Origin of the sequence: Endozoicomonas sp. ALC013, assembly GCF_049310205.1 — a bacterium.
Classification (GTDB): Bacteria; Pseudomonadota; Gammaproteobacteria; order Pseudomonadales; family Endozoicomonadaceae; genus Endozoicomonas.
Genome location: NZ_JBLYNS010000039.1, coordinates 16382 through 35889, shown reverse-complemented (window position 1 = coordinate 35889; position 19508 = coordinate 16382). Strand labels below are relative to the sequence as shown.

Annotated in this window: 18 protein-coding genes and 2 pseudogenes; 7 read left to right on the top strand and 13 right to left on the bottom strand. The window is 49.0% G+C overall.

The window, feature by feature from the left end; translation table 11 throughout:
- Positions 1-1341, bottom strand: a 1341-nt coding sequence (locus tag ACO6V1_RS09650) for a gamma-glutamyltransferase family protein (RefSeq protein ID WP_422466673.1), incomplete at its 3' end; no start/stop codon positions are given.
- Positions 1342-1623: 282 nt separating this feature from the next.
- Positions 1624-2202 (bottom strand): hemerythrin domain-containing protein, encoded by a 579-nt coding sequence (locus ACO6V1_RS09645; protein WP_422450319.1) that lies wholly within the window; start codon positions 2200-2202, stop codon positions 1624-1626.
- 258 nt (positions 2203-2460) lie between these two features.
- On the opposite strand from ACO6V1_RS09645, the gene ACO6V1_RS09640 reads away from it, so the two are divergent.
- From ACO6V1_RS09640 to ACO6V1_RS09625, 4 genes are all read left to right on the top strand, one after another.
- The gene (locus ACO6V1_RS09640; protein WP_422461630.1) at positions 2461-2649 is read left to right on the top strand and encodes a hypothetical protein; all 189 of its coding nucleotides are present in this window, start codon (positions 2461-2463) and stop codon (positions 2647-2649) included.
- Between the two features lie 397 nt (positions 2650-3046).
- The gene (gene yeiP / locus ACO6V1_RS09635) at positions 3047-3613 is read left to right on the top strand and encodes an elongation factor P-like protein YeiP (RefSeq protein WP_422450317.1); all 567 of its coding nucleotides are present in this window, start codon (positions 3047-3049) and stop codon (positions 3611-3613) included.
- Positions 3614-4062: 449 nt separating this feature from the next.
- Entirely contained in the window at positions 4063-4443 is a 381-nt protein-coding gene (locus ACO6V1_RS09630; protein ID WP_422450316.1) for a hypothetical protein, read from the top strand.
- Positions 4444-4517: 74 nt separating this feature from the next.
- On the top strand, positions 4518-5126 hold the full coding sequence (locus ACO6V1_RS09625; RefSeq protein ID WP_422466671.1) for a DUF416 family protein: 609 nt from the start codon (positions 4518-4520) through the stop codon (positions 5124-5126).
- A gap of 51 nt (positions 5127-5177) precedes the next feature.
- Here the strand turns inward: ACO6V1_RS09625 and ACO6V1_RS09620 are convergent, their stop codons facing one another.
- Together ACO6V1_RS09620 and ACO6V1_RS09615 are read right to left on the bottom strand one after the other, a co-directional pair.
- Positions 5178-7220 (bottom strand): hypothetical protein, encoded by a 2043-nt coding sequence (locus tag ACO6V1_RS09620; RefSeq protein ID WP_422450314.1) that lies wholly within the window; start codon positions 7218-7220, stop codon positions 5178-5180.
- Between the two features lie 52 nt (positions 7221-7272).
- Positions 7273-7635 (bottom strand): hypothetical protein, encoded by a 363-nt coding sequence (locus tag ACO6V1_RS09615; protein WP_422450313.1) that lies wholly within the window; start codon positions 7633-7635, stop codon positions 7273-7275.
- Positions 7636-7889: 254 nt separating this feature from the next.
- On the opposite strand from ACO6V1_RS09615, the gene ACO6V1_RS09610 reads away from it, so the two are divergent.
- Positions 7890-8087: a DUF2788 domain-containing protein gene (locus tag ACO6V1_RS09610; protein WP_101748002.1), complete on the top strand. Its 198-nt coding sequence runs from the start codon at positions 7890-7892 to the stop codon at positions 8085-8087.
- Between the two features lie 58 nt (positions 8088-8145).
- Here ACO6V1_RS09610 and ACO6V1_RS09605 read toward each other — a convergent pair whose 3' ends face one another.
- Positions 8146-9594 carry a DASS family sodium-coupled anion symporter gene (locus ACO6V1_RS09605; protein ID WP_422466669.1) on the bottom strand — a complete coding sequence of 483 codons (1449 nt, stop codon included), beginning with the start codon at positions 9592-9594 and terminating at the stop codon, positions 8146-8148.
- 89 nt (positions 9595-9683) lie between these two features.
- Here ACO6V1_RS09605 and ACO6V1_RS09600 point away from each other — a divergent pair, with 89 nt between their 5' ends.
- Together ACO6V1_RS09600 and ACO6V1_RS09595 are read left to right on the top strand one after the other, a co-directional pair.
- Positions 9684-10340 (top strand): pseudouridine synthase, encoded by a 657-nt coding sequence (locus ACO6V1_RS09600; protein ID WP_422450311.1) that lies wholly within the window; start codon positions 9684-9686, stop codon positions 10338-10340.
- Positions 10301-10765 carry a VanZ family protein gene (locus ACO6V1_RS09595; RefSeq protein ID WP_422450310.1) on the top strand — a complete coding sequence of 155 codons (465 nt, stop codon included), beginning with the start codon at positions 10301-10303 and terminating at the stop codon, positions 10763-10765. The genes ACO6V1_RS09600 and ACO6V1_RS09595 overlap by 40 nt, the downstream gene beginning before the upstream one ends.
- A 19-nt stretch (positions 10766-10784) precedes the next feature.
- On the opposite strand, the pseudogene ACO6V1_RS09590 reads toward ACO6V1_RS09595, so the two are convergent.
- The 8 genes and pseudogenes from ACO6V1_RS09590 to ACO6V1_RS09555 form a co-directional block, all read right to left on the bottom strand.
- Positions 10785-11111 (bottom strand): annotated as a pseudogene (locus ACO6V1_RS09590) (ATP-binding cassette domain-containing protein); the annotation flags it as partial.
- A 107-nt stretch (positions 11112-11218) separates the two neighbouring features.
- Positions 11219-11374, bottom strand: a pseudogene (locus ACO6V1_RS09585) (ABC transporter permease subunit); the annotation flags it as partial.
- A 460-nt stretch (positions 11375-11834) separates the two neighbouring features.
- Positions 11835-13379, bottom strand: coding sequence for a hypothetical protein (locus ACO6V1_RS09580; RefSeq protein ID WP_422466667.1), 1545 nt, complete (start codon positions 13377-13379; stop codon positions 11835-11837).
- Between the two features lie 171 nt (positions 13380-13550).
- A complete protein-coding gene (locus ACO6V1_RS09575; protein WP_422466666.1) occupies positions 13551-15410 on the bottom strand; it encodes a V-type ATP synthase subunit A in 1860 nt (619 codons plus the stop codon).
- An 18-nt stretch (positions 15411-15428) separates the two neighbouring features.
- Positions 15429-16118: a DUF2764 family protein gene (locus tag ACO6V1_RS09570; protein WP_101747255.1), complete on the bottom strand. Its 690-nt coding sequence runs from the start codon at positions 16116-16118 to the stop codon at positions 15429-15431.
- Between the two features lie 242 nt (positions 16119-16360).
- Complete coding sequence (locus ACO6V1_RS09565; RefSeq protein WP_101747257.1) at positions 16361-17053, bottom strand: hypothetical protein; 693 nt, start codon at positions 17051-17053, stop codon at positions 16361-16363.
- 123 nt (positions 17054-17176) lie between these two features.
- Positions 17177-17626, bottom strand: a complete 450-nt coding sequence (locus tag ACO6V1_RS09560) for an ATP synthase subunit C (protein ID WP_209200523.1) — start codon at positions 17624-17626, stop codon at positions 17177-17179.
- Positions 17627-17628: 2 nt separating this feature from the next.
- Positions 17629-19476, bottom strand: a complete 1848-nt coding sequence (locus tag ACO6V1_RS09555) for a V-type ATP synthase subunit I (protein WP_422466664.1) — start codon at positions 19474-19476, stop codon at positions 17629-17631.
- Between the last annotated feature and the right edge of the window lie 32 nt (positions 19477-19508).

The window sequence follows — 19508 nt, the reverse complement described above, 5'->3', positions numbered from 1 at the left end:
AAATGGACGGAAGGAAAAATCCGTCATGGAGTTATTCAATAGAAAACCACGGACCATCAGGCGTGAACCAAAAGCATTCTCTACGCTGGAGGTCATCGCCACCGCATTGCCATCACCATCAACAATGCTGATATGCGTCGTTGCCGGGAGTTCCAGTGCTTCACCGGAAGCCTGACGTATTTTGTCTATGCCCGGTGGCAAGCCCGGAGCAACCCCTTGCAACGGCTTTCCGGTTTTCAGCAGCCGACTTCGCTCAAGAAGATAGGACTTATCCAACAAACCCTTCGGCACATGAACAAAGTCCTGATCCGCCATATACATTCCACGGTCGGCAAAAGCCAGACGCGTTGCATCGCCAATCAGTTGCCAGCTAATGGGGTTGTCCTTGCCCAGTTCAGGCAGGTTGTAGTGATCCAGCATCCCGAGAATCTGCCCCATGGTCAGTCCACCCGAACTTGGTGGTCCCATACTGCACACCCGATACCTCCGATAGTCCATACAGGCAGGGTCACGTTCCTGAACCTGATAACGGTTCAGGTCACTCATCGTCAGTAAGCCAGGATTATCGGTTACTGAGTTCACCGTTGTGACGATATCGCGACCAATCTCTCCCTGATAGAACGGATCAATCCCGCGATTGGCAATAAGAGACAGAGTATTGGCAAATGGCAGGTTTTTCAGCAGATCGCCTTCCTGCACAGGACGTCCTTCAGGATAAAAGTAGTTTCTCGTGTTTTCATAACGCCCCAGACGGGTCTGATCCATGGCAACCAGCCTGGCCAGTCTTGGCGACACAATAAACCCTTCCCGGGCCAGTTTTATCGCTGGCTTGAACAAGGTTTTCCAAGCCAGTTTTCCATGCTTTTGATGCACTTCATACATCAATTTGAGCAGACCGGGGGTTGCTACCGATCGCCCTCCCACAACCGCATCATAAAACGCCAGGGGTTCTCCTGTTTCATCAAGAAAGTGATCCGGCTTTACCTGCCCCGGCGCAGTCTCACGACCTTCCCAGGTGGATAACTGCCCGGCCTTATTATCAAAATAAACGACTAATCCCGTCCCACCAATACCTGAAGATTGCGGTTCCACCAGATTCAGTACCAGCTGCGTGGTGATGACAGCATCAATAGCAGAACCGCCCTGTTTGAGAATTTCATAACCAGCTCTCGCTGCATAGGGGTTTGCAGTAGCCACCATATAGTCAGAGGCCCTGACCAGTTCCTGTTCCGTATTACCTGTACCCGGCTCGGGCGCGATCTCGCCAATGGCATCAGCAAGAACGAAATGAGCCTGCATCCAGAAAATGCCTGCAACAATCCATGTTATTGGTTTACCCACGCTCCATCCTCTCTTTCATGACTCAGATGTCAACACTGTACGCTGATAGATAGCGAAATAAAAACCGGCCCTATAAGTAGTTAACCAAATGAAATCATATTTTCTGGCCAACTACTTACAATTATCACTTTATGAATATCAGTGCTATTACATTGCAGGCTGGGCGAAGAAGATAAAGGCGAAGCGACAAGCCGAAAACTGAGTTTCGCTCTGGACAGGACTCCCAGCAAATTCCTAACACGCAATTTGCTGGAGAGTAAAAGTTATGAGTGGAGCTGAATATTAAATAACCGGCTCAACCTCGTTTTCCCGCTCAGTCACATACTGGTACAGATTTTGGTATACCTCCCATAAATGAGAACCAAAAAGTGGATCAGACATCTGTTTAAGATCATTATCAACCAGTACCAGATCATCAACACTTAATAAAGACTGCATCGCCGGAATCATATACTGGTTTTCCAGTTCCATATGCTCCCGCTGCAACTCACTGTAGAGCGTGTATTCAGCCAGTAGCAGATTGATCGGGATAACCTGGTCAGAAGCAACGGTATTGAAAGCCTCCACAAGCCTCTGGGTCATTGCCGTAATCTGCCGGTGTTGATTCTCAATCATATCAAACTGAATCCGTTCTTCTTTACTGGCCAACCGGGGACGAAGCCGGGCCATCAACCTGGACTCAAGAGGATGGTGAAATGCATCTGGATAGTTATGCATATAATCCAGCGCTTCAATAATAATGTTCAGCTGAGGATTGTGCTCACTGCCTTCCCGGTAACCAGAGACCTCGTAATCCAGGTAGTCCAGCAAGCGTGCCATATGCTGATGGTCTTTGATGATTCGGTCAATCACTGTCGTCATATAGCATCCCCCTTAGATATTTATTCTAATGATCTTTTTTATAGGCCCAGCCTTTTTCAAGCATTGATATAAGTCAAATTTTTCTATGTTAGCGAGCAGGATGCAATATTTTTCATGAAATTGGCAGACAACACGTTTCAGCAGTGGTTTGCATAGGCTTGCAACAAACTTTCATGACAAGGCACCCTTTTTATGCCCTGCATCAACAAACGGAGTCATGGCGAAAGGTAAGCTATTATAACTGGCTCGGAGGTTATCATGCCGAACCCCCTGTACATGCTTGAATACCTGGCATACGCCGGAGTGGATACCAAGCCTCTCGTTGATGAGAAAGCCATTAAGGAAGAGTATTTAAGGCAGATATACCGTGTGGATTCCAGGGCTAAAATTCTCGATAACAAGGGCAAGGTTGTTGGTAAATCCAGTAACCCACGACATTTGCATTGATGAGACTCATCTTTAAACCTCAATCCGGCATAGTATTGCGCAATACTTCACTCACTGCTCTCTTTATCAGCAGGCATAATCAATTTAAAATGCCCCGATGGATGCTTTACTCTGGCTGTCCGGCCAGAGACTCCTGACGCTGGAACTAGGAGGCTGTCCGAGAATAGACTGCCCTACTGCGGTGGCAGCAAATTGGTCTAAAAATTCCGTTTTGTTCGGCAAATAGCCCCACTATTCACCTCACAAAACGAAATTTTTATCCTCAATTTTCTGCCATCCTCGCTACGGGCGCTATTCTCGGACAGCCTCCTAGACTATCCAGGTCAAAGCAGTTCAGACCAGAGCAATCATCACTCCAACCGTATTTATCTGCACACCAGCTATTCCGAGGAATCCAATGCCTTACGCTCGAGAACTGAAAAAAGGCCAGATTGTAGACATTGAAGGCCAGTATTATCAGGTTCGTCAGGTTGAGGCGAAAAGCCCATCTGCCCGCGGTGCCCAGACCCTGTATAAGGTTCGTTTCAATTCTGTTCCCGGCGGCCAGAAACTTGAGCAGACACTGACCGGCGATATTCTTCTCACTGACGTGGACCTGCAGAGAAGAGCCGTCACGCTTCTCTATCGTGAAGACAATGAGTGTACGTTTATGGATTCTGAGGATTATTCCCAGTATCTCGTCAATGCCAGCACTATTGAGGACCAGCTTCTCTATATCGCTGACAATATGGAAGGCCTGACCGCCCTTCTGGTTGATGGCCAGCTACTGGCGATTGACCTGCCAGCATCCGTTGCCCTGGAAATCGTTGATACAGCCCCTGGCATAAAAGGGGCCTCGGCTGCGGCAAGAACAAAACCTGCCCGGGTCAGCACTGGCTTGGAAGTTCAGGTTCCAGAGTATCTCAGTAACGGAGAAATCATCAAAGTCAATACAGAAACCGGGAAATTCATGTCCCGCGCCTGATGCCCATTGGTTTCCGGGGATGTTCTCTGGAAACCATATTCGAAATATAAAAAGATATTTTTATTCTCTAAAACAATCAAAACACTCAAAACCATAGATCAAATAGAAATATGATACCTTTGTTCAAGTTATTTTCACTCTTTAGGTGTCTAATGTGATGATATGCATTTAAAACAATATGTTTTAAGCATTTGGTTTTTGATTATCTAAATAGAACTAAAAACATTCTCTTCCTGTCAAAAACCAAAAAATATCTCTTGGAGAAAAAGAACAAACAGACATAAATCAACTCAAGGATTAAAGCCATGAAAATAAAAAATATTGCCCAAAGCATTTTTCGAACGATTTACTTATCTATGGCAATGGGCTTTATATCCTATTCATCTGCTGATCAACCCATGCTGATGGAATCAAATGATAGAGCCCCGTTTTTAAACCAGGTGTCATCCATGAATGATTTTCAGGCACCGGCTTATCAAACAGACCACGAACAAACAGAATTTATTTTCAAGCAGACAATAGAGTTCAATGAAGAACACATTGGCTCATTCATTTATAAAACCATTGACGACCCGGATAAGGTTCGGGACCAGGTTGCCAGCTCAGCCATTCTTTACGGACTGGAGAGCATCGGTCTTGGAGAAAGCGTTAAAGAAAGTATTTACTTTATCAGGCAGAACACCCGTTATTCTTTCAGTGATTGTGGAGAAGTTCAGCTCAGGACCAATCGAATTACTGCGGGCAGCTGCTTACCGGATGGTGGTTCTGTTGAGTTGAATTCCAATTACAATTTCAACTCTGTACGCCTGCAGTTTACCTGGCCCCTGTAAATTTAAAGTAGTGATGTCGCTGTTAATAAGAAATGCTAGAATGCCAGCGGCATCAACCCTAATGGTAATCATCATTGAACATCCGCACACTGTACGCTCAATATTCCCGCCAAATTGAATTACTCGCTCCCTGGCAACTGGCGACACTCGCTACTGCTGTCACTGAGAGAGCCTGGCCCAACTTTGCACTGTTTTCAGAGCTGGCAGAATTTGGCCATGCTGCCGATGTGAGGCACTGTCTGAACATGCTCTGGGACTATACTGCCGGACTTCAATCGTCAAAAAACTTCGAACGTCTGCTTGAACGACTGGATGAAAATACGCCAGCTCCTGAAGATTTTGATATGTTTGGTGTTGAACCGGCGCTGGATTTTTCGGCTGGTCTTAACTGTGCCATCAACTGTGCCATGAAAGCAACCATTGATGAAACGGCCAGTGCATTAACCGTGTCACTCAGCACCATTGGTAAATTCATAAAATACACTGAAGCACAAGAGCTTAGAGGAACCGAACTGGCGCAGTACACTGAAGAGCATGAATTGTTTGAGGTTCAACGTCGGTTTATCAGTGAGTTGATCAGCATGGTCTGTCAGCAAAAGAAACCATCAAAAGAGTTTACCAAAGAACTTCGGCTGCTTTCTGCCAACGATGGTGTCAGTCAACTGGGGATCAGTCTTGATTAAGTCAAGTTGACCGGCATTCGCTGCTTCACAGCCATTACCGGTTGACCCGGATTACTTCACATTAGAAATAATATCCCTGAGCAGGGAGTAGATCTTCTGCTGGGCGTTGGACATGGCCTCAAAGTTTTGATTATACGTCTGCATCGCCCTTTGCAGCTGAACGGTCTGAATCTGACTGTTGCCATTGAGGTTATCCCGGGCATTAATCAGGCTCTTCTTTAACGTGACCCACTCTTCCGGGGTCAGTCGGCCACTGCCACTGGCATCGGGATAGGTAATCCTCAATATATTAGCCAGAAGTTCTTTCTCCTTCTGGGTCATAAATGGCGTGGTACCGCTAAACTCATCATTGATTGCCTGGCTGAACGCCAGCTTCCTGCCAAAAAAACCGGATACCTGGTTGCTGGAATCATTGGGATTCGCTTTGCTGATGGCCTGGGTACCCCGGCCATCATACTCCCACTGATGCATACCGCCGGCTTCATACAGGATGTGGCCATCATGATTGTTGACATCCAGGCTGTGGCGGTTGTTCGGGCGAGAGGAATTATCCTCAGTCTGGGGAGCTGGCGCATACCGATCATAGGAGAATCCGGGCAAAGAACTCGATGCCGCGATTTCATCGATATCAATTGCTCCCTCATTCTCATGGTAGTTTATGTGCGTTTTAAATTTTGCTGCCGACTGTTCCATCACGCGGTCAAAGAAATCATCCGTACTCTCTCCGGATATCATTTTGTAGTGATACGATTCGTTATAGTAATCATCTGCCCCGTCAGTATCCCACAGCTCCAGGGTTACGGTATAACCATTGGTCTGCAACTCTTTTTCAAACCCCCTCATCTTGTCCTCAGAAAGGTCCATTTCAAGAATTTCATTTTTCAATTTTAATAAATAATCATCAGTGAATACCTTGATATTCCCATAATCCTCTGAATCATAAAAGTTCCGTCTTTCACTGACCCAGTTGGATGGAACGGAACTGGTTGTTTTACTCGTCGCCGGTATCACTTCCGGATAACTATAAGCAGGAAGATTAATATCGGTACTGACATAATGTATTTCTATATCACCTTCCTCATCCTTGACATAGTTACGAAAATCCAGTTTGGAGCGATTAACCGCACGTTCAATAAATTGGTAGAGCGTTTCATTGCCATAAGGCTCATAATTAAACGTTTTTGTATAAGTACTATCGCTTAAATCCGAATCGCCGAGTTCCCAGTCAACAGAAATCCCGCCATCCGACTTTATCTTGGCCAATAAGGCTGACTGTTCCGCCACAGATTTATCCTTAATAACCCCTTCCCACATGGAGAGTACTCTGCTCGCATGATCGACATCAATGGTGTCGTAATTCTCGGATTCATTGTAGTCCCCATACGTCGACAGACTGTCAGCTGGAACATTTACCGTTCGCGTGGTTGTGGTCGGCTGGGATACTGCCGCGTCAGTTGGGGTCTCAATGGTAGGGGAACCGATGGCCATGGAGCCGGCAACATTAACATCACTGATTTTCATTCCCTGATTATCCCGGGTAATGATAATCGAGGTGATATCCGCCATGCCTCCGGAAAAGTCCGAGGAGTTGAATGCCTTATCCGGGGCTCCGGCCTTAAAGGTAATCTCAGTGCCATCATTCAGTATATAAGTCATGTCGTTCATCACGGGAATGCCGACTTCCAGTGCATCCACCGTAGCACCGGCAGGCACAGGTATCAGCGTCTGGTTCTGGTAGATTAACTGATTACCATCACCGTCAAGCAGAGTGAAGGTATTGCCACCCTTACCATCTGGCTGGAAATTCAACCCGTAACCATTATCAAGCACAACATTGTTGCCTTTAACCTGCCATGTGGTGGAAGAATAATGGGTTGATCCATACTCGGCCACATTTGCCTTGCCAATCATCTTATTGATGGTATCTATATACTGATTACTTTTATCAATTTCACCGATAATTCTTCGAACTTCCGAGTCCAGCATTTCTCCACGTTCAAGATAAACAGCAGCAATGAAGTCCTGCTGACTCATATCTGCCGGATTTAGAGTTTTTATATCATTCGTCGTGGAAACGCCGTTAACGTTATTCATGCTGAACTCATCCCTGAAAAGCAGTTATTTTTTGTATTGATCTGTTTACGCCCTATACAAATCCGGAGCGCTTTTTAACGGTACTTGCCTTCTTCACTTTGCGTTGACTGAGCAGTCGACTGGCACTATTGAGTTCTTTGCGCTTAGCTGTTGCTTCATTGGCCATATTGCTTTTAAACTCATTATGAAAATTGAGCAGTTCTTCCCTGGCTTTCTGCTTTTGGCGAGATGTCCAAAAGTCACTATTGATAAAAGCACGTAACTTTTGCCGGTCCATTCCGCCATTTTTCATAAACTCTTCCTGCTTATCCAGCAGTACCTTTGCCTCCCGGACGGCCGCCTTTGATGCCTCCGACGTCAGATAGTTGGTTTTTTGTAATTTGGTGACATCCACCAGCCTGAGTTTGAGCGCCATACCTCCCCCCGGATAACCTTTGACCAGATCATTTTGAAACTCTCTGGATACCTATATCGGTCTGGGGACAAATCTGTGTAGGGTCTATTGAGGATTGCAGCGCCCGGCAATAACGCATCAACTGAGTTGCACTGTGTTTATATGCGATATTGGCGACTCAGCAGAAAATGCCTAAAATACCGGCATAAGAAAGTTGGCGAAAAAAGCACGCAAAAAAGTTGCCAAAAAAAGTCGGCTAAACTTCTGGAGGTTCTATGGATATTGCTGAGTTTGAATCCATCATGTTACAGGTCTTAATCAGCGGGCTGGTTTTATTTATGGCTTTTATCGTTTATGACCTGGCCAAAAAATCCAATGCGGGAAAATGGGGAACATTCGTACTCTTTGGAGCTCTCGGCCTGGGTGTCCTGGGTTTCCTGATCAAAACATTTCTTGTTGAGGTGATTGTTTAGGCCATACGCACAGTTGCAGATGGCCGGATTAGTTACAACTTTATGGCTTATATCCTGGCTATAAATAGCCTAACCAGGACAACCAGACACTACCCAGCCCCAGCCATACCAGCAAATAGAGCGAGCTCATGATCAACCCGACTTTCCACCAGTTGAAAAGAGAGACATAACCAGCACCATAAAGGATTGGTGCCGGTCCATTCCCATAGTGGGTAATAACAGCACAAATATTACTCATATAGGCAAGCATCAGGGCACCTCCCAGAGGGGGAACGCCAGCTCCAAGCATAATCAGCAGAAAACCGGCATACATGGCACTGATCTGTGCTGTTGATGCGGCAAAGAAGTAATGGAAAAAGTAGTACAGTCCACAGACGGTGATCATTGCCACCCAGGCGGGCAAACCGTCAAACAGAACGCCAACCTGATCACTGACATAGTTCACTACGCCATAAGCACTGAGGTAATGAGCCATGGTAATAAATGCCCCGAACCAGATCATGGTGTCCCAGGCTCCCTTGTTACCACGGAGATCATCCCAGTTCAGAACACCGCTTGACAGCAGAATGCACACACCCACCATAGCCACCAGCGTCGCTGAAAAGCCCAGCTGCTGACCAAATATCCATAGCACAAGAAGCGACAGGAAAGTACCGGCCATAATCCATTCATCCCTGGTCAGGGAGCCCAGGCGGTGAAGTTCATCCTGTGCCACCTTGACGGCCATGGGGGTTTCTTTCAATTCCGGCGGGATAATGCGATACAGACAAAGTGGCATCAAGATAAGACAGACAATACCGGGTAACAATGCCCCCAAGGCCCACGTCGCCCAGCTCAACTCAATACCCTGATTGCCAGCAAGCTTGACCACCAGCGGATTACCCGCCATGGCAGTCAGAAACATGGTGCTGGTGATGGCATTGGCGTGGAAGACGATCATCAACAGAAAGGCCCCCATCCTGTTGGCAGTGGCTCCCGGCTTACTGTCATAGACAGTGGCGATGGATTGCATAATGGGGTATACCACGGCACCTGCGCGAGCCGTGGTACTGGGCATTGCCGGGGCAAGCAGCATATCCGTCAGGGTCAGTCCATAACCCAGGGTCAGGGTTTTCTTCCCCATGATACGCATGAAGCAGTAGGCAATTCTGAGCCCAAGCCCGGTTTTTATAAACCCGTGAGAGATGAAAAACGCCAGCACCACCAGCCAGGTTACAGGATCACCATAACCCGCCAGTGCCTGTTTGAGGGTCAGGGTTTTGGTCAGCCCCAGGGCTGTCACCCCCATCAAGGTGATTGCCGACATCGGCATGGGAGTAACCATCACCCCCAACAGGGTGCTGATAAAAATAATCAGCATGTGCCATCCCTGCAGATCCAGACCTTCCGGTGCAGGGAGCACCCACAGACTCCCCCCCAATAGCAATGGAGCTAAATAACTGATAACTGATTTCACATCAGTTGCCCGCTGCTGAGGGTGATCACAGCTTGCTGGTGGTGTACTCACACAACCCCCTTTTAAATGGTTAAGGCCATAGTCTAGTCCACAGGTTCTCCTGCATTTATAATTCTGACTTTTCTCATCAGTGATTACCTATGCAGGCTTCTGTTATACGCCCTTCCAAAAAAAGCCGATTATTGCTTTTTAATAAACCTTACGGTGTTTTGACCCAGTTTACGGACCAGGAAGGACGGCAAACCCTGAAGGATTTCATTAACATTCCCGGCATCTATCCAGCGGGCAGGCTGGATCGAGACAGCGAAGGGTTGTTACTGCTGACGGATAATGGCCAGTTGCAAAACCTGATTGCCTCACCTGAGCACAAAATGCCCAAAACATACTGGGTTCAGGTGGAAGGAATCCCGGACTCTCAATCCTTAGACCATCTTCGTACCGGAATAGTTCTGAACGATGGCCCTACTCTCCCGGCCCGGGCAGAAATCATTGACGCTCCTGATGTCTGGGAAAGAGTGCCACCCATACGGGAAAGAAAGTCGATTCCGGATTGCTGGATTCAATTGACTATAAAGGAGGGAAGAAACCGTCAGGTAAGAAGAATGACCGCTGCTATCGGCCATCCAACACTCAGGCTGATTCGCTGCCAGATAGGATCATGGAAAATTGACGACCTGCAGCCGGGTCATTGGCGTGAGCTGGAAATCCCTGCTTCACTGAAAGACAAACTTAATACAAACAGATCCAAACGTGTAAAGTGGAAAACCTCAGGAAAGCCCCGTCACTGGAAGACGTAATTCTTCAGCACTATTTACCGGTCAGCAGAGCGGCATTAGCCATTACCCTGACAGCCATCACTATTTTGTCTCTATTGCCTATAGATAACTTCAAAGGTGTTGACCTGACATTCTGGAAGCTGCCGGTGGCTGCTGACAAAATAGCCCACTGCCTTGCTTTTCTGGTTATTTCCGGCCTGCTTGATGGCTTTTGTTACCAGGACCGTTTCAACCTGAAAAAAGCGGCTATCGCGGCTTTATACGGTATCTGGATTGAAGGCCTGCAATCCCTTACCGACTATCGCTACCCATCGTTCTGGGATATCGTCGCCAACTGCTTTGGCATTTTTATGTACTGGTTATTGATTCCTGCGTTTAAAAGAACGCCTGTTTTAAGGGTTCGCTGGGCGTTTAGGGAAACACGCCCAGGAGATAACAACGGATAATTACCGACCGAATATTTCGTCAAATTACCTGACTTAAGAAGACTCGCAAACGTTCATTTTCCGGTGCCTGAAAAAAAATCTCCGGCTCACTATCCACCAGTAACTCACCGCCGTCCATAAACAGAACCCGGTCAGCCACCTCCCGGGCAAACCCCATTTCATGGGTAACCACCACCATGGTCACCCCCTCTCCAGCCAGCTGTTTCATCACATCCAGCACTTCGCCAACCATTTCCGGGTCAAGGGCACTGGTGGGTTCATCAAACAGCATAATCCGTAGCTGCATGGCCAGTGCCCTGGCGATGGCAACCCGCTGTTGCTGTCCACCCGACAGTTGCGGAGGAAAACTGGCGGCTCCGGTGAATACTGCCAGCGCCACCACACCGGCGGTGAATCGCTCCAGATCCAAAACAGTGCCAATAAAGAAGTAGACAATGAAGATTTGACCAGCAGGGGAGTTCCCCGCACCAGCTCCACATAAACAGTCGCAAGGTGACGCAGTGCCGGATTGGGTGATATGCGCGCCAGACCAGCCAGAGCACCAAGAACAATGGCAAAAACAATAGACACCAGGGAGAGCTTGATGGTCATCCAGAGTCCATTGGCCATCGGCCCAGGCTGCCAGTGATAGTTGACCGCCAACAGGTCACCTGCAAAGATCAGATCACCGTCACTGACAGCCATTTCCTGATAACCGACAACAGTCATACGCTCACTGTCGTCAACATCATTGATGAGGATTAGCTCTCCTGTTTCATTACTTTCTATGGTGCCATCAAACTCCGCACGAAGTTCATCGCGGGCCTGATAAACAATGTACTGGGGGACTCGATCCCAGCGCCAGATATAGTCAATCGCCTGACTGGACTTGTAGATACCCAGACCCAACAGCAGCAATATTGCCGCAAAAAACAGATTCCACAGAACTTTTTTATCATTATGTACGGCGAATCCCTGACCGCTTTAACCTCGTAGTTATCTGGTTATACGAGGAGAACATTCTGCATTGTACATATACTGTCGTTTTTTACCAATAATACCGACCCAACCTGTCGACATCCCCAACCCCCTATCGCCAGACCTGCTGTAAATACCCATGCAGCCTCCTTTTTGCCTGATCATGAAAACAGAGAGAGGGTGGATTAGATAAGGCTGGCTGCTGATTGCGCTGTATACCGATAAAAAGATCCTGCCCTTCCTTTATCATGTCGGAGAACTCCGCAGATGACTTCGCAGCAATGGCGTCAGCATCCAGAATAATTGACGGAGGCTGACCATTTCTGAGCAGCTCGCGATTGATCAGGTAAATAATGGTTCTGCCATTTCCGTCGAGAAAATAGTGCAAAAGCATTAATCGCTTTGCCAACCGGGCAGTGGATAAGCGAACGTCTTCCGGAGTCGGGGTTCTATGCAGCGCCTTTCTATGGTCAACCAACACGTTTATCAATACATTTTTCTTGCGAACATTACCTTTGTCAGGCTCATCACAATAGGCTCTGACCGTAACTTTGCCCGGTTTCTCATGATTTGGCGCATGGTAGCCACAAATATGAAAAATTGCGTGATTGTCAGGAGAGAGTTTATCCATACCCCGGTATTTTTGATCGCAGCTCTGCACGAACAACATCATTTCCTGGTAACCCGACGGCGTGAATTTTTCTTTGGGAATATCAAATACATGTGATGCAGAAAAGTCATACGTTGGAGATATAGGATCGCCGTACCAAGACTTGACATCTTTCGTCAGACGTTGATGAATCTGATTCAATATCAACAGATTCACAGGTTCAAGATCGCCACGACGGGACTGCTCCAACAAACCGGCAAAGGCCTGGCAAAGATTATGAACCGTATTGGCATCATAATTTTGGGCATCAATCCCCAGATAATAGTCGTCCTTCGAACCAAACAGCATTGAAAAATAGCATACTGGAAATCCCCGGGTAAGCCGATTTCTGTCCATTGCAACCTGTAATTCCGGAAGGGATTTTCTATGGCTGATGATTCCATCAACTATTGCGTCATAACACCCATCCGGATATTTTCTATAAGCCTTAAGAAGATGATCAGCTGTCGTTTTCCTGGAACTATCCAGCCCGGAAAAAGTGGCTCTTATCAGCTGGAAAAAAACAGTCTTCACCTCAGTGTCTTTTAATACATCACCTGCCAGCTCAAAATCGCTGTCTGAAGCAGATTCTCCTTTTGCCACAAGAGCATCGATCAAAATCCCTGACACAACAGGAAAAAATCTGATAAATCGAGGGGTAAAACTTTTGTCACAGTCAGGATTTGCTGGCTGCACAAATTGCCTGCAAAACTCAATGTCATGTTTCAGGAATGCCTGCAAAGCAAACTGAACCCTGGTTTTCACTTCTATCTTTTGTGCAGAGACTGGTTGAGTAACAGTAGCGATAGCTGAAAACCGCTCAGCCAAACGTCGCATCCTGCCATCTTCCTGAAAATTTGAGCCAGAATCAGCACCTGAAAGGTCATCATGTTCACAGGGGGTAACATAGTAAGAGCCCATCCTGCCACCCGCACGTTCTTGTTGATAAGAGTGGTAAGTCTGAACAATGCAAGAGTCAGGCAAGCCTGAAATTTTATTGCTATCCATATAACACCAGCAGCTCTTTCCAGTGTTGATATTTAAAAACCCGAAAAGTTCAAACTAAACCAAAGATATTCAGGGGATAATGGACGAAGACGTGGCTGAAAAATTAATGGCTTAAAAAAGTACTGCCGACATCGCCGGCAGACTTGAGCAGTACGTGTTACACAACAGTCATCAGGCAGCTAAAGCACCCATGGCGTACTGGCTGCGAAGCTCCTGAATACGGTGCATATAGTTGTTGTATTCAGGTGATCCGTGATGTGCATAGTGCATGTTCTTGAACAGGCCGGTCAGCTTGATAAAGTAATCACGCACCTCTTCTTTATCGCTGAAGTTGTACTGCTGACGAATCAGGCTCACCACCAGATCAAAGTTTTCCTGCTGACGATGGATTGGACAGGAAGCGTCCACATCGTCAAAAGCGTCCTGCTGCAGATAGACCATGTCCAGCATGTAAGACTTCTGGAAAGTCACGTAGTCTTCCAGGGTAATACCCTCTTCACCGGTTACCTGCATCATCTGGTTGATGCTGTCACCGCGTACCAGCAGTTCCTGCATCTCCCGGACGTTGCTGACCCACTCTGGCGACAGGTTTTTTGAGTACCAGTCTTCCAGCTGATCCAGATAACGGGACCAGGAGATCAGAGGATCAATCGCCGGGTAGAAACGTTTGTAAGCACGATCATAAGACAGCCCAAGGAATGCCTTTACGGTACTCAGGGTGGCTTGGGTAACAGGCTCTTCAAAGTTACCACCGGCAGGTGATACAGAGCCAATCATGGTCAGGGAACCTTCGTCGCCGTCTTCGTTGCGAACCACACCACAACGCTCGTAAACCCCCTTGATGGCAGAGTCCATATAGGCCGGGAAGCCTTCTTCACCGGGAATTTCTTCCAGACGGTTAGAGGTTTCACGCATGGCCTGGGCCCAGCGGGAAGTAGAGTCCGCCAGGGCCAGCACGTTGTAACCCATCTGGCGATAGTACTCACCCAGTGTCAGACCGGTATAGATAGAGGCTTCACGGGCAGCCACCGGCATGGACGACGTATTACAGATAATAACCGTACGGTCGATCAGGGCACCACCGGTCTTGGGGTCCTGCAGGTGCGGGAACTCTTCGATGGTTTCAACCACCTCACCGGCACGCTCACCGCAGGCAGTGACAATAACGATATCCGCATCGCAGTAACGGGAGAAACCGTGCTGCAATACCGTCTTGCCAGAACCGAAAGGTCCGGGGATACAGCCGGTACCACCACGGGCAATCGGGAAGAAGGTATCAACGATGCGAGTGGTGGTGATCAGCGGCTGGTCAGGGTAAAGACGCTCGGTCTTGCCTTTTGCGGCCAGCGTTTCAGCGATTGACTTACGCACCGGCCAGCGCTGGTACATGGTCAGAGGAATTTCTTCACCCTTGTGGTTTTTCACCCGGGCCACGACGGTATCAACAGAGAAGTTACCTTCCTGAATCCAGACCACTTCCACTTCACCCACGGTATCAAACGGAATCATGATTTTGTGGGTAAAGCGACCTTCCGGGACGGTACCAAAGGTTTCACCGGCACGGAGTTTATCGCCGATTTTAGCCACGGCAGTGAATGCCCAGTTATGGGTACGATCCAGAGACTCAACCTGAACACCCCGCTGCAGGAAGCGGCCATGCAGATTCGCCAGACGCTCCAGCGGGTTCTGCAGACCGTCGTAGATCATGCTGAGAATACCAGGGCCCAGATCCACAGACAGCATGTGCCCGGTCTGAATAATCAGGTCACCGACAGCAACACCACGGGTTTCCTCAAACACCTGAATATCCGCCGTGTTACCACGAACACGGAGAATCTCGGCCATCAGCTGCTCTTCCACCGCTTCATTGGCGCGACGGCTTGGCAGTACGTAGACCACCTCGTTCTTAACCAGCGGCTTTTTCGCACCATCTTTGCCACTGATGCTTTCGATGGTGATGATATCACCCATCACCGCTACCACCCGGGCAGAGGTCTGTTGCATCAGATCTGTTTTTGTCTGTTCAGTCATGTGTATAACCGTTGTCGTTTAATCCGGGGAACCCGGCAATTGGTGGGCAAATTCCCCTAATGCCTGCTGGGTCAGCTCATTAAACCGAACCACTGCCTGTTCACCATTGTAGGAGGTCCAGCGTGCCACCAGGTTCCAGCGCAGCAGATAGATCACCACGGCTTCAAAGTCGAAACGGTGTCTGGCACCAAGCTCGTTCAGCTTGTTCCACACCGCCTCCATCACTGTTTTTTCCAGCGTCAGGTAGTCTTTTTTACTCAGGCATTCAACCGCCACGGGAATCCAGGGGAATGCATGCTGCAAACCGAGGGTCGGATGATTCCAGTTGTGGCGGATGTAGGCGTAGCGGCTACCGTAACTCCATTTCGCAGACGTCGGTGCCTGAATACCATTGGCCTTTCGTCGCAAGGCAGCAGCGATGGTTCGCATATCCAGACGCCAGTTCACCAGCTCTTTCAGATCAGGACTGTCCAACTCCTGCAACAGGCGCTCTGCCAGATTGATCAAATACGCTTCTTTGATCTCTTCGCCCAGATGGCTCCAGTGCACCAGCTGTTCCACCTTAACCAGGGTTTCACGATCTGCCGTGGACAGCATGGCCAGACGACGGTCCAGCTGAATGCGGGAGATAGGCGTAATCTTGCTGTTAAACAGTGAGTCAATATGCGGCAGCGATGTCAGCAGGGTATAGTAGGCATTTTCAGCCATTGTATTCTCCTCGGAAGCAGCCCAGAAACAGGGTTCGATGATGGGGCCTCTGTCCGTTCACCCTGAGCGGAGTCGAAGGGTGCCTGGCACGATCTATCGCATGGGCCTGGTGTTCATGCCCTTCAACAGACTCAGGAAGATCAGGGTTCGAGGGCCCACAATCACGAAACTTATTCAGGAACTACTCCTTAACATGAGCGTGAGGCAGACATTGATCTGCCATCACGAACTGACACCGGCAATTATTTAATAATGCCTTCAAGCAGGGCACGAAAACGTGGCTGCAGGTGCTTCAGCAGAACCGCAGCAACGGCTTCATCGGTCAGCTCTACCTGGATATCCTTGTCTTTCAGGCGAAACGCAATGCCACTCTGGCCAGCACCACCAACGGTGAACGTGACGCCATCCTGAAGCATTTCACTGGCCCGCTTCATGGCGAACTCCAGCAAACCACCGGCCTTGAGCAGCTCAGGTTTGTCACGCAGTTCATCCACACCAATGACTTTTCTGGGCAGGATCACTTCGATGTTGTTTTCGCCACGCAGATTGTTCTGGCCAGCCACTTCCAGAATCATCCCTTCCAGCAGCTTGTCGCCTTCCATGGAGTGGCTGACCACTGCACGGATCTGGTCAGAGAATTTTTCCAGCAGATAGTCTTTCAGCTCAAGGACGGCATTTCGCTCAGCCAGTTGCAGCGCTTCTTTGCCTGCCCTGGTAATAAAATCCGCTTCCTCACGGGCCTTGCCAACAATGGCACTGGCGCGTTTTTCGGCATCCGCGATCAGCTCGGCGGCTTTGGCTTCAGCGTCAGAAATAATCTTGCCCGCTTCCTGGCGACCACTGTCGACGCCCTGGTTACGCAGCTTTTCGATCAGTTCCTGAACACCGACGGAAACGGTTTTCCCGGTTTGTTTTTCAGGAGTTGCAGTACTCATTATCTAATCCTGTATTTGCTTATGGGCCAGTATTTTTTTGAACCACAAAGACACAAAGGCACAGAGAAATACTTTTTGTCTTTGTGTCTTAGTGACTGTGTGGTTCCAACATTCACCCCATCATCAGGCGGCGATGCCCTGACCCATAACCAGTGCGAATACGAAAGCAAATACCGCAAAGCCTTCTACGATCGCCGCAGGTGCAATCGAAAGACCAAACACTTCCGGCTTGTTCTTGGAAGCATTGATGGCCGCTGCAACCGCCTGTCCCTGATAAACGGCAGAGTACATCAGGGCAACACCGGTCAGCAGACCAATACCAAACAGACCAGGAGCGCTGGCTAACGTGACGCCGATGCCACTCAGGGTAAACATGATGACAATGCCGTAGATAACCTGGGAAGATGGCATGGCCGAGAGACCGACGAACTTACCGTAGCCGCTCTCCACATCCAGCATCGCACCACAGGCAGACTGTCCGGCGACAGAACAGCCGATCGCAGAACCCACTGCACCCAGAGCAACCGGCGCGAAAACACCTACCCAACCCAGTGCGATAATCAGTGCATCCATTGTTAATCCTCTTTACTAAAAGTTGTTTGCTGGTTAAAGGTCGTTCTTTGGTTAAAGACTTTAAATGGGTAGCCTTCGTCAGACAGTCCCCAGTTGACAAATTCAATGACGTTAAGACGCATGCCGTGAACCACACCGCTCATAATGCACAGGGCAAAATTCAGCAAGTGACCCAGCAGCAGAATGATTCCCGCAAACAGCACACCGGTGACGGGGCTGGAATTAAGAACGTCCATGGCCAGAGAGTTAAACGTCATGGCCAGGGATGCACCGGACAGGCCGAGGGCAAACAGGCGCATGTAACTGAGTACATCACCAAAAGCACTGGTAATGTTGTAGACGGCTTTCAGGCCATCCAGCATTCTCAGAATAAGGTCCTTGAAGGATGTCACTTCGCGGCTGCTGGAGAACAGGAAGACCAGCAGGGCACCGACAATCATCAGACCCGGGCCAATGGTGGATTGAAACGCCGCTGGCAGCGTACCGGTCATCCCCAGCCACAGTGTCAGACCACCGCCCATCAACCCCCCCCAGCCCAATGGTGCCAGGGCATAACTTGAGCCACGATTGACAATCGCCGTCATGACGTTGGCAACGATCAGGTGTGCAACACCGATCACCACCGACAATTTCATCATGGCGTTGTAATCGTTCAGGTCGATAAAGGCCAGGCGGCCAAATAAGCTGTCACTGTCGGGTGCTGCACCGAAGTAACTGCCGATAAAGACACCCCAGACAATACCCACACCGGACATAAAGTACGCCAGATTCATCAGACGACGACCGGTTTCACTCTGCCGGAGCTTGCCCCTGAGCAGGAAAATGATCAGTCCGAAAATCAGACAGTACATGGCATCGCTCATGATCATCGCAAAGAACAGCGAGAATGAGTAAAACACCACATTACCCGGATCCCAGGCACGGTAGTTGGGGGTCTGGAAGAAGCCAAGGGCATCCGCACCACCACCGGTTCCCGCCGGTTTGTCCAGTAACGTCGGAGGATTGTCGTCTGCCGTCGGGTCCTCGAATATTGCCGCAACACCGTGGGCAGCCGTGAAGGCTTCAACATTGGCCTGCTCAGCCACCGGTACCCAGCCCTGCACCAGGAAGAAGCTGTCTTCATCCATAGTGCCACTGGTGGCCTGCTGCAGATCCGCGCTGTCCAGACGAGCGGCAAGCACCTGATCCAGAAGATAGTGCCAGCGGGTCAGCGCTTCCCGCTCAGCCAGCAGATCTTCGATGGCATCCTCTGCTTCATCCAGCATCTCTTCCAGGCGGGAAAGCGGAATCTTACCCACATGAGAACGATGCACAGGCAGCAGAAAGTCTTCGGGCTCCTTGTCAGAAACAACGATAACGTAACTGTCTTTCTGGCTCTGATGAATCAGCTCCCAGGGCAGCTCGCACTGCTTAAGGGAATCCCTCAGCGCTGGCAGTTCACCATTGGGCAGAACATAGAACCAGAGCCGTTGACCATTCAGGTCAGACAGGGCAGGAAAAGCAAACTCGCCCCAGGGGCGCACTTCCCGAATCCGTTCCTGCAGCTTGTCGCGAATATCGGACTGCTCACGGAATTTGGACTTGTTGTCCAGAATCTTATGAACAATGTCGTCTACTCGGGCAGCATCCTTGTGTTCACGAACATTGCGAACCTGCCGTCTCTGCTTTGGGCTGCGCTCCAGCCACGCTTTCGCTTCACTGGCTTCCGCCGGCTGCACCTGAACCTCAACTGGTTTATCGGTTAATGGAATCAAATGCAGACAGCCCAGGGATTGCAGCTCTTTCAGAATGCTGCTCTTCTCCTGGCTGGGCCCGTAAAGGGTGATCTTTTTCAGTCGTTTAATAGCCATAATCAATGCTTTCGCAGGTTATACCACCCGGC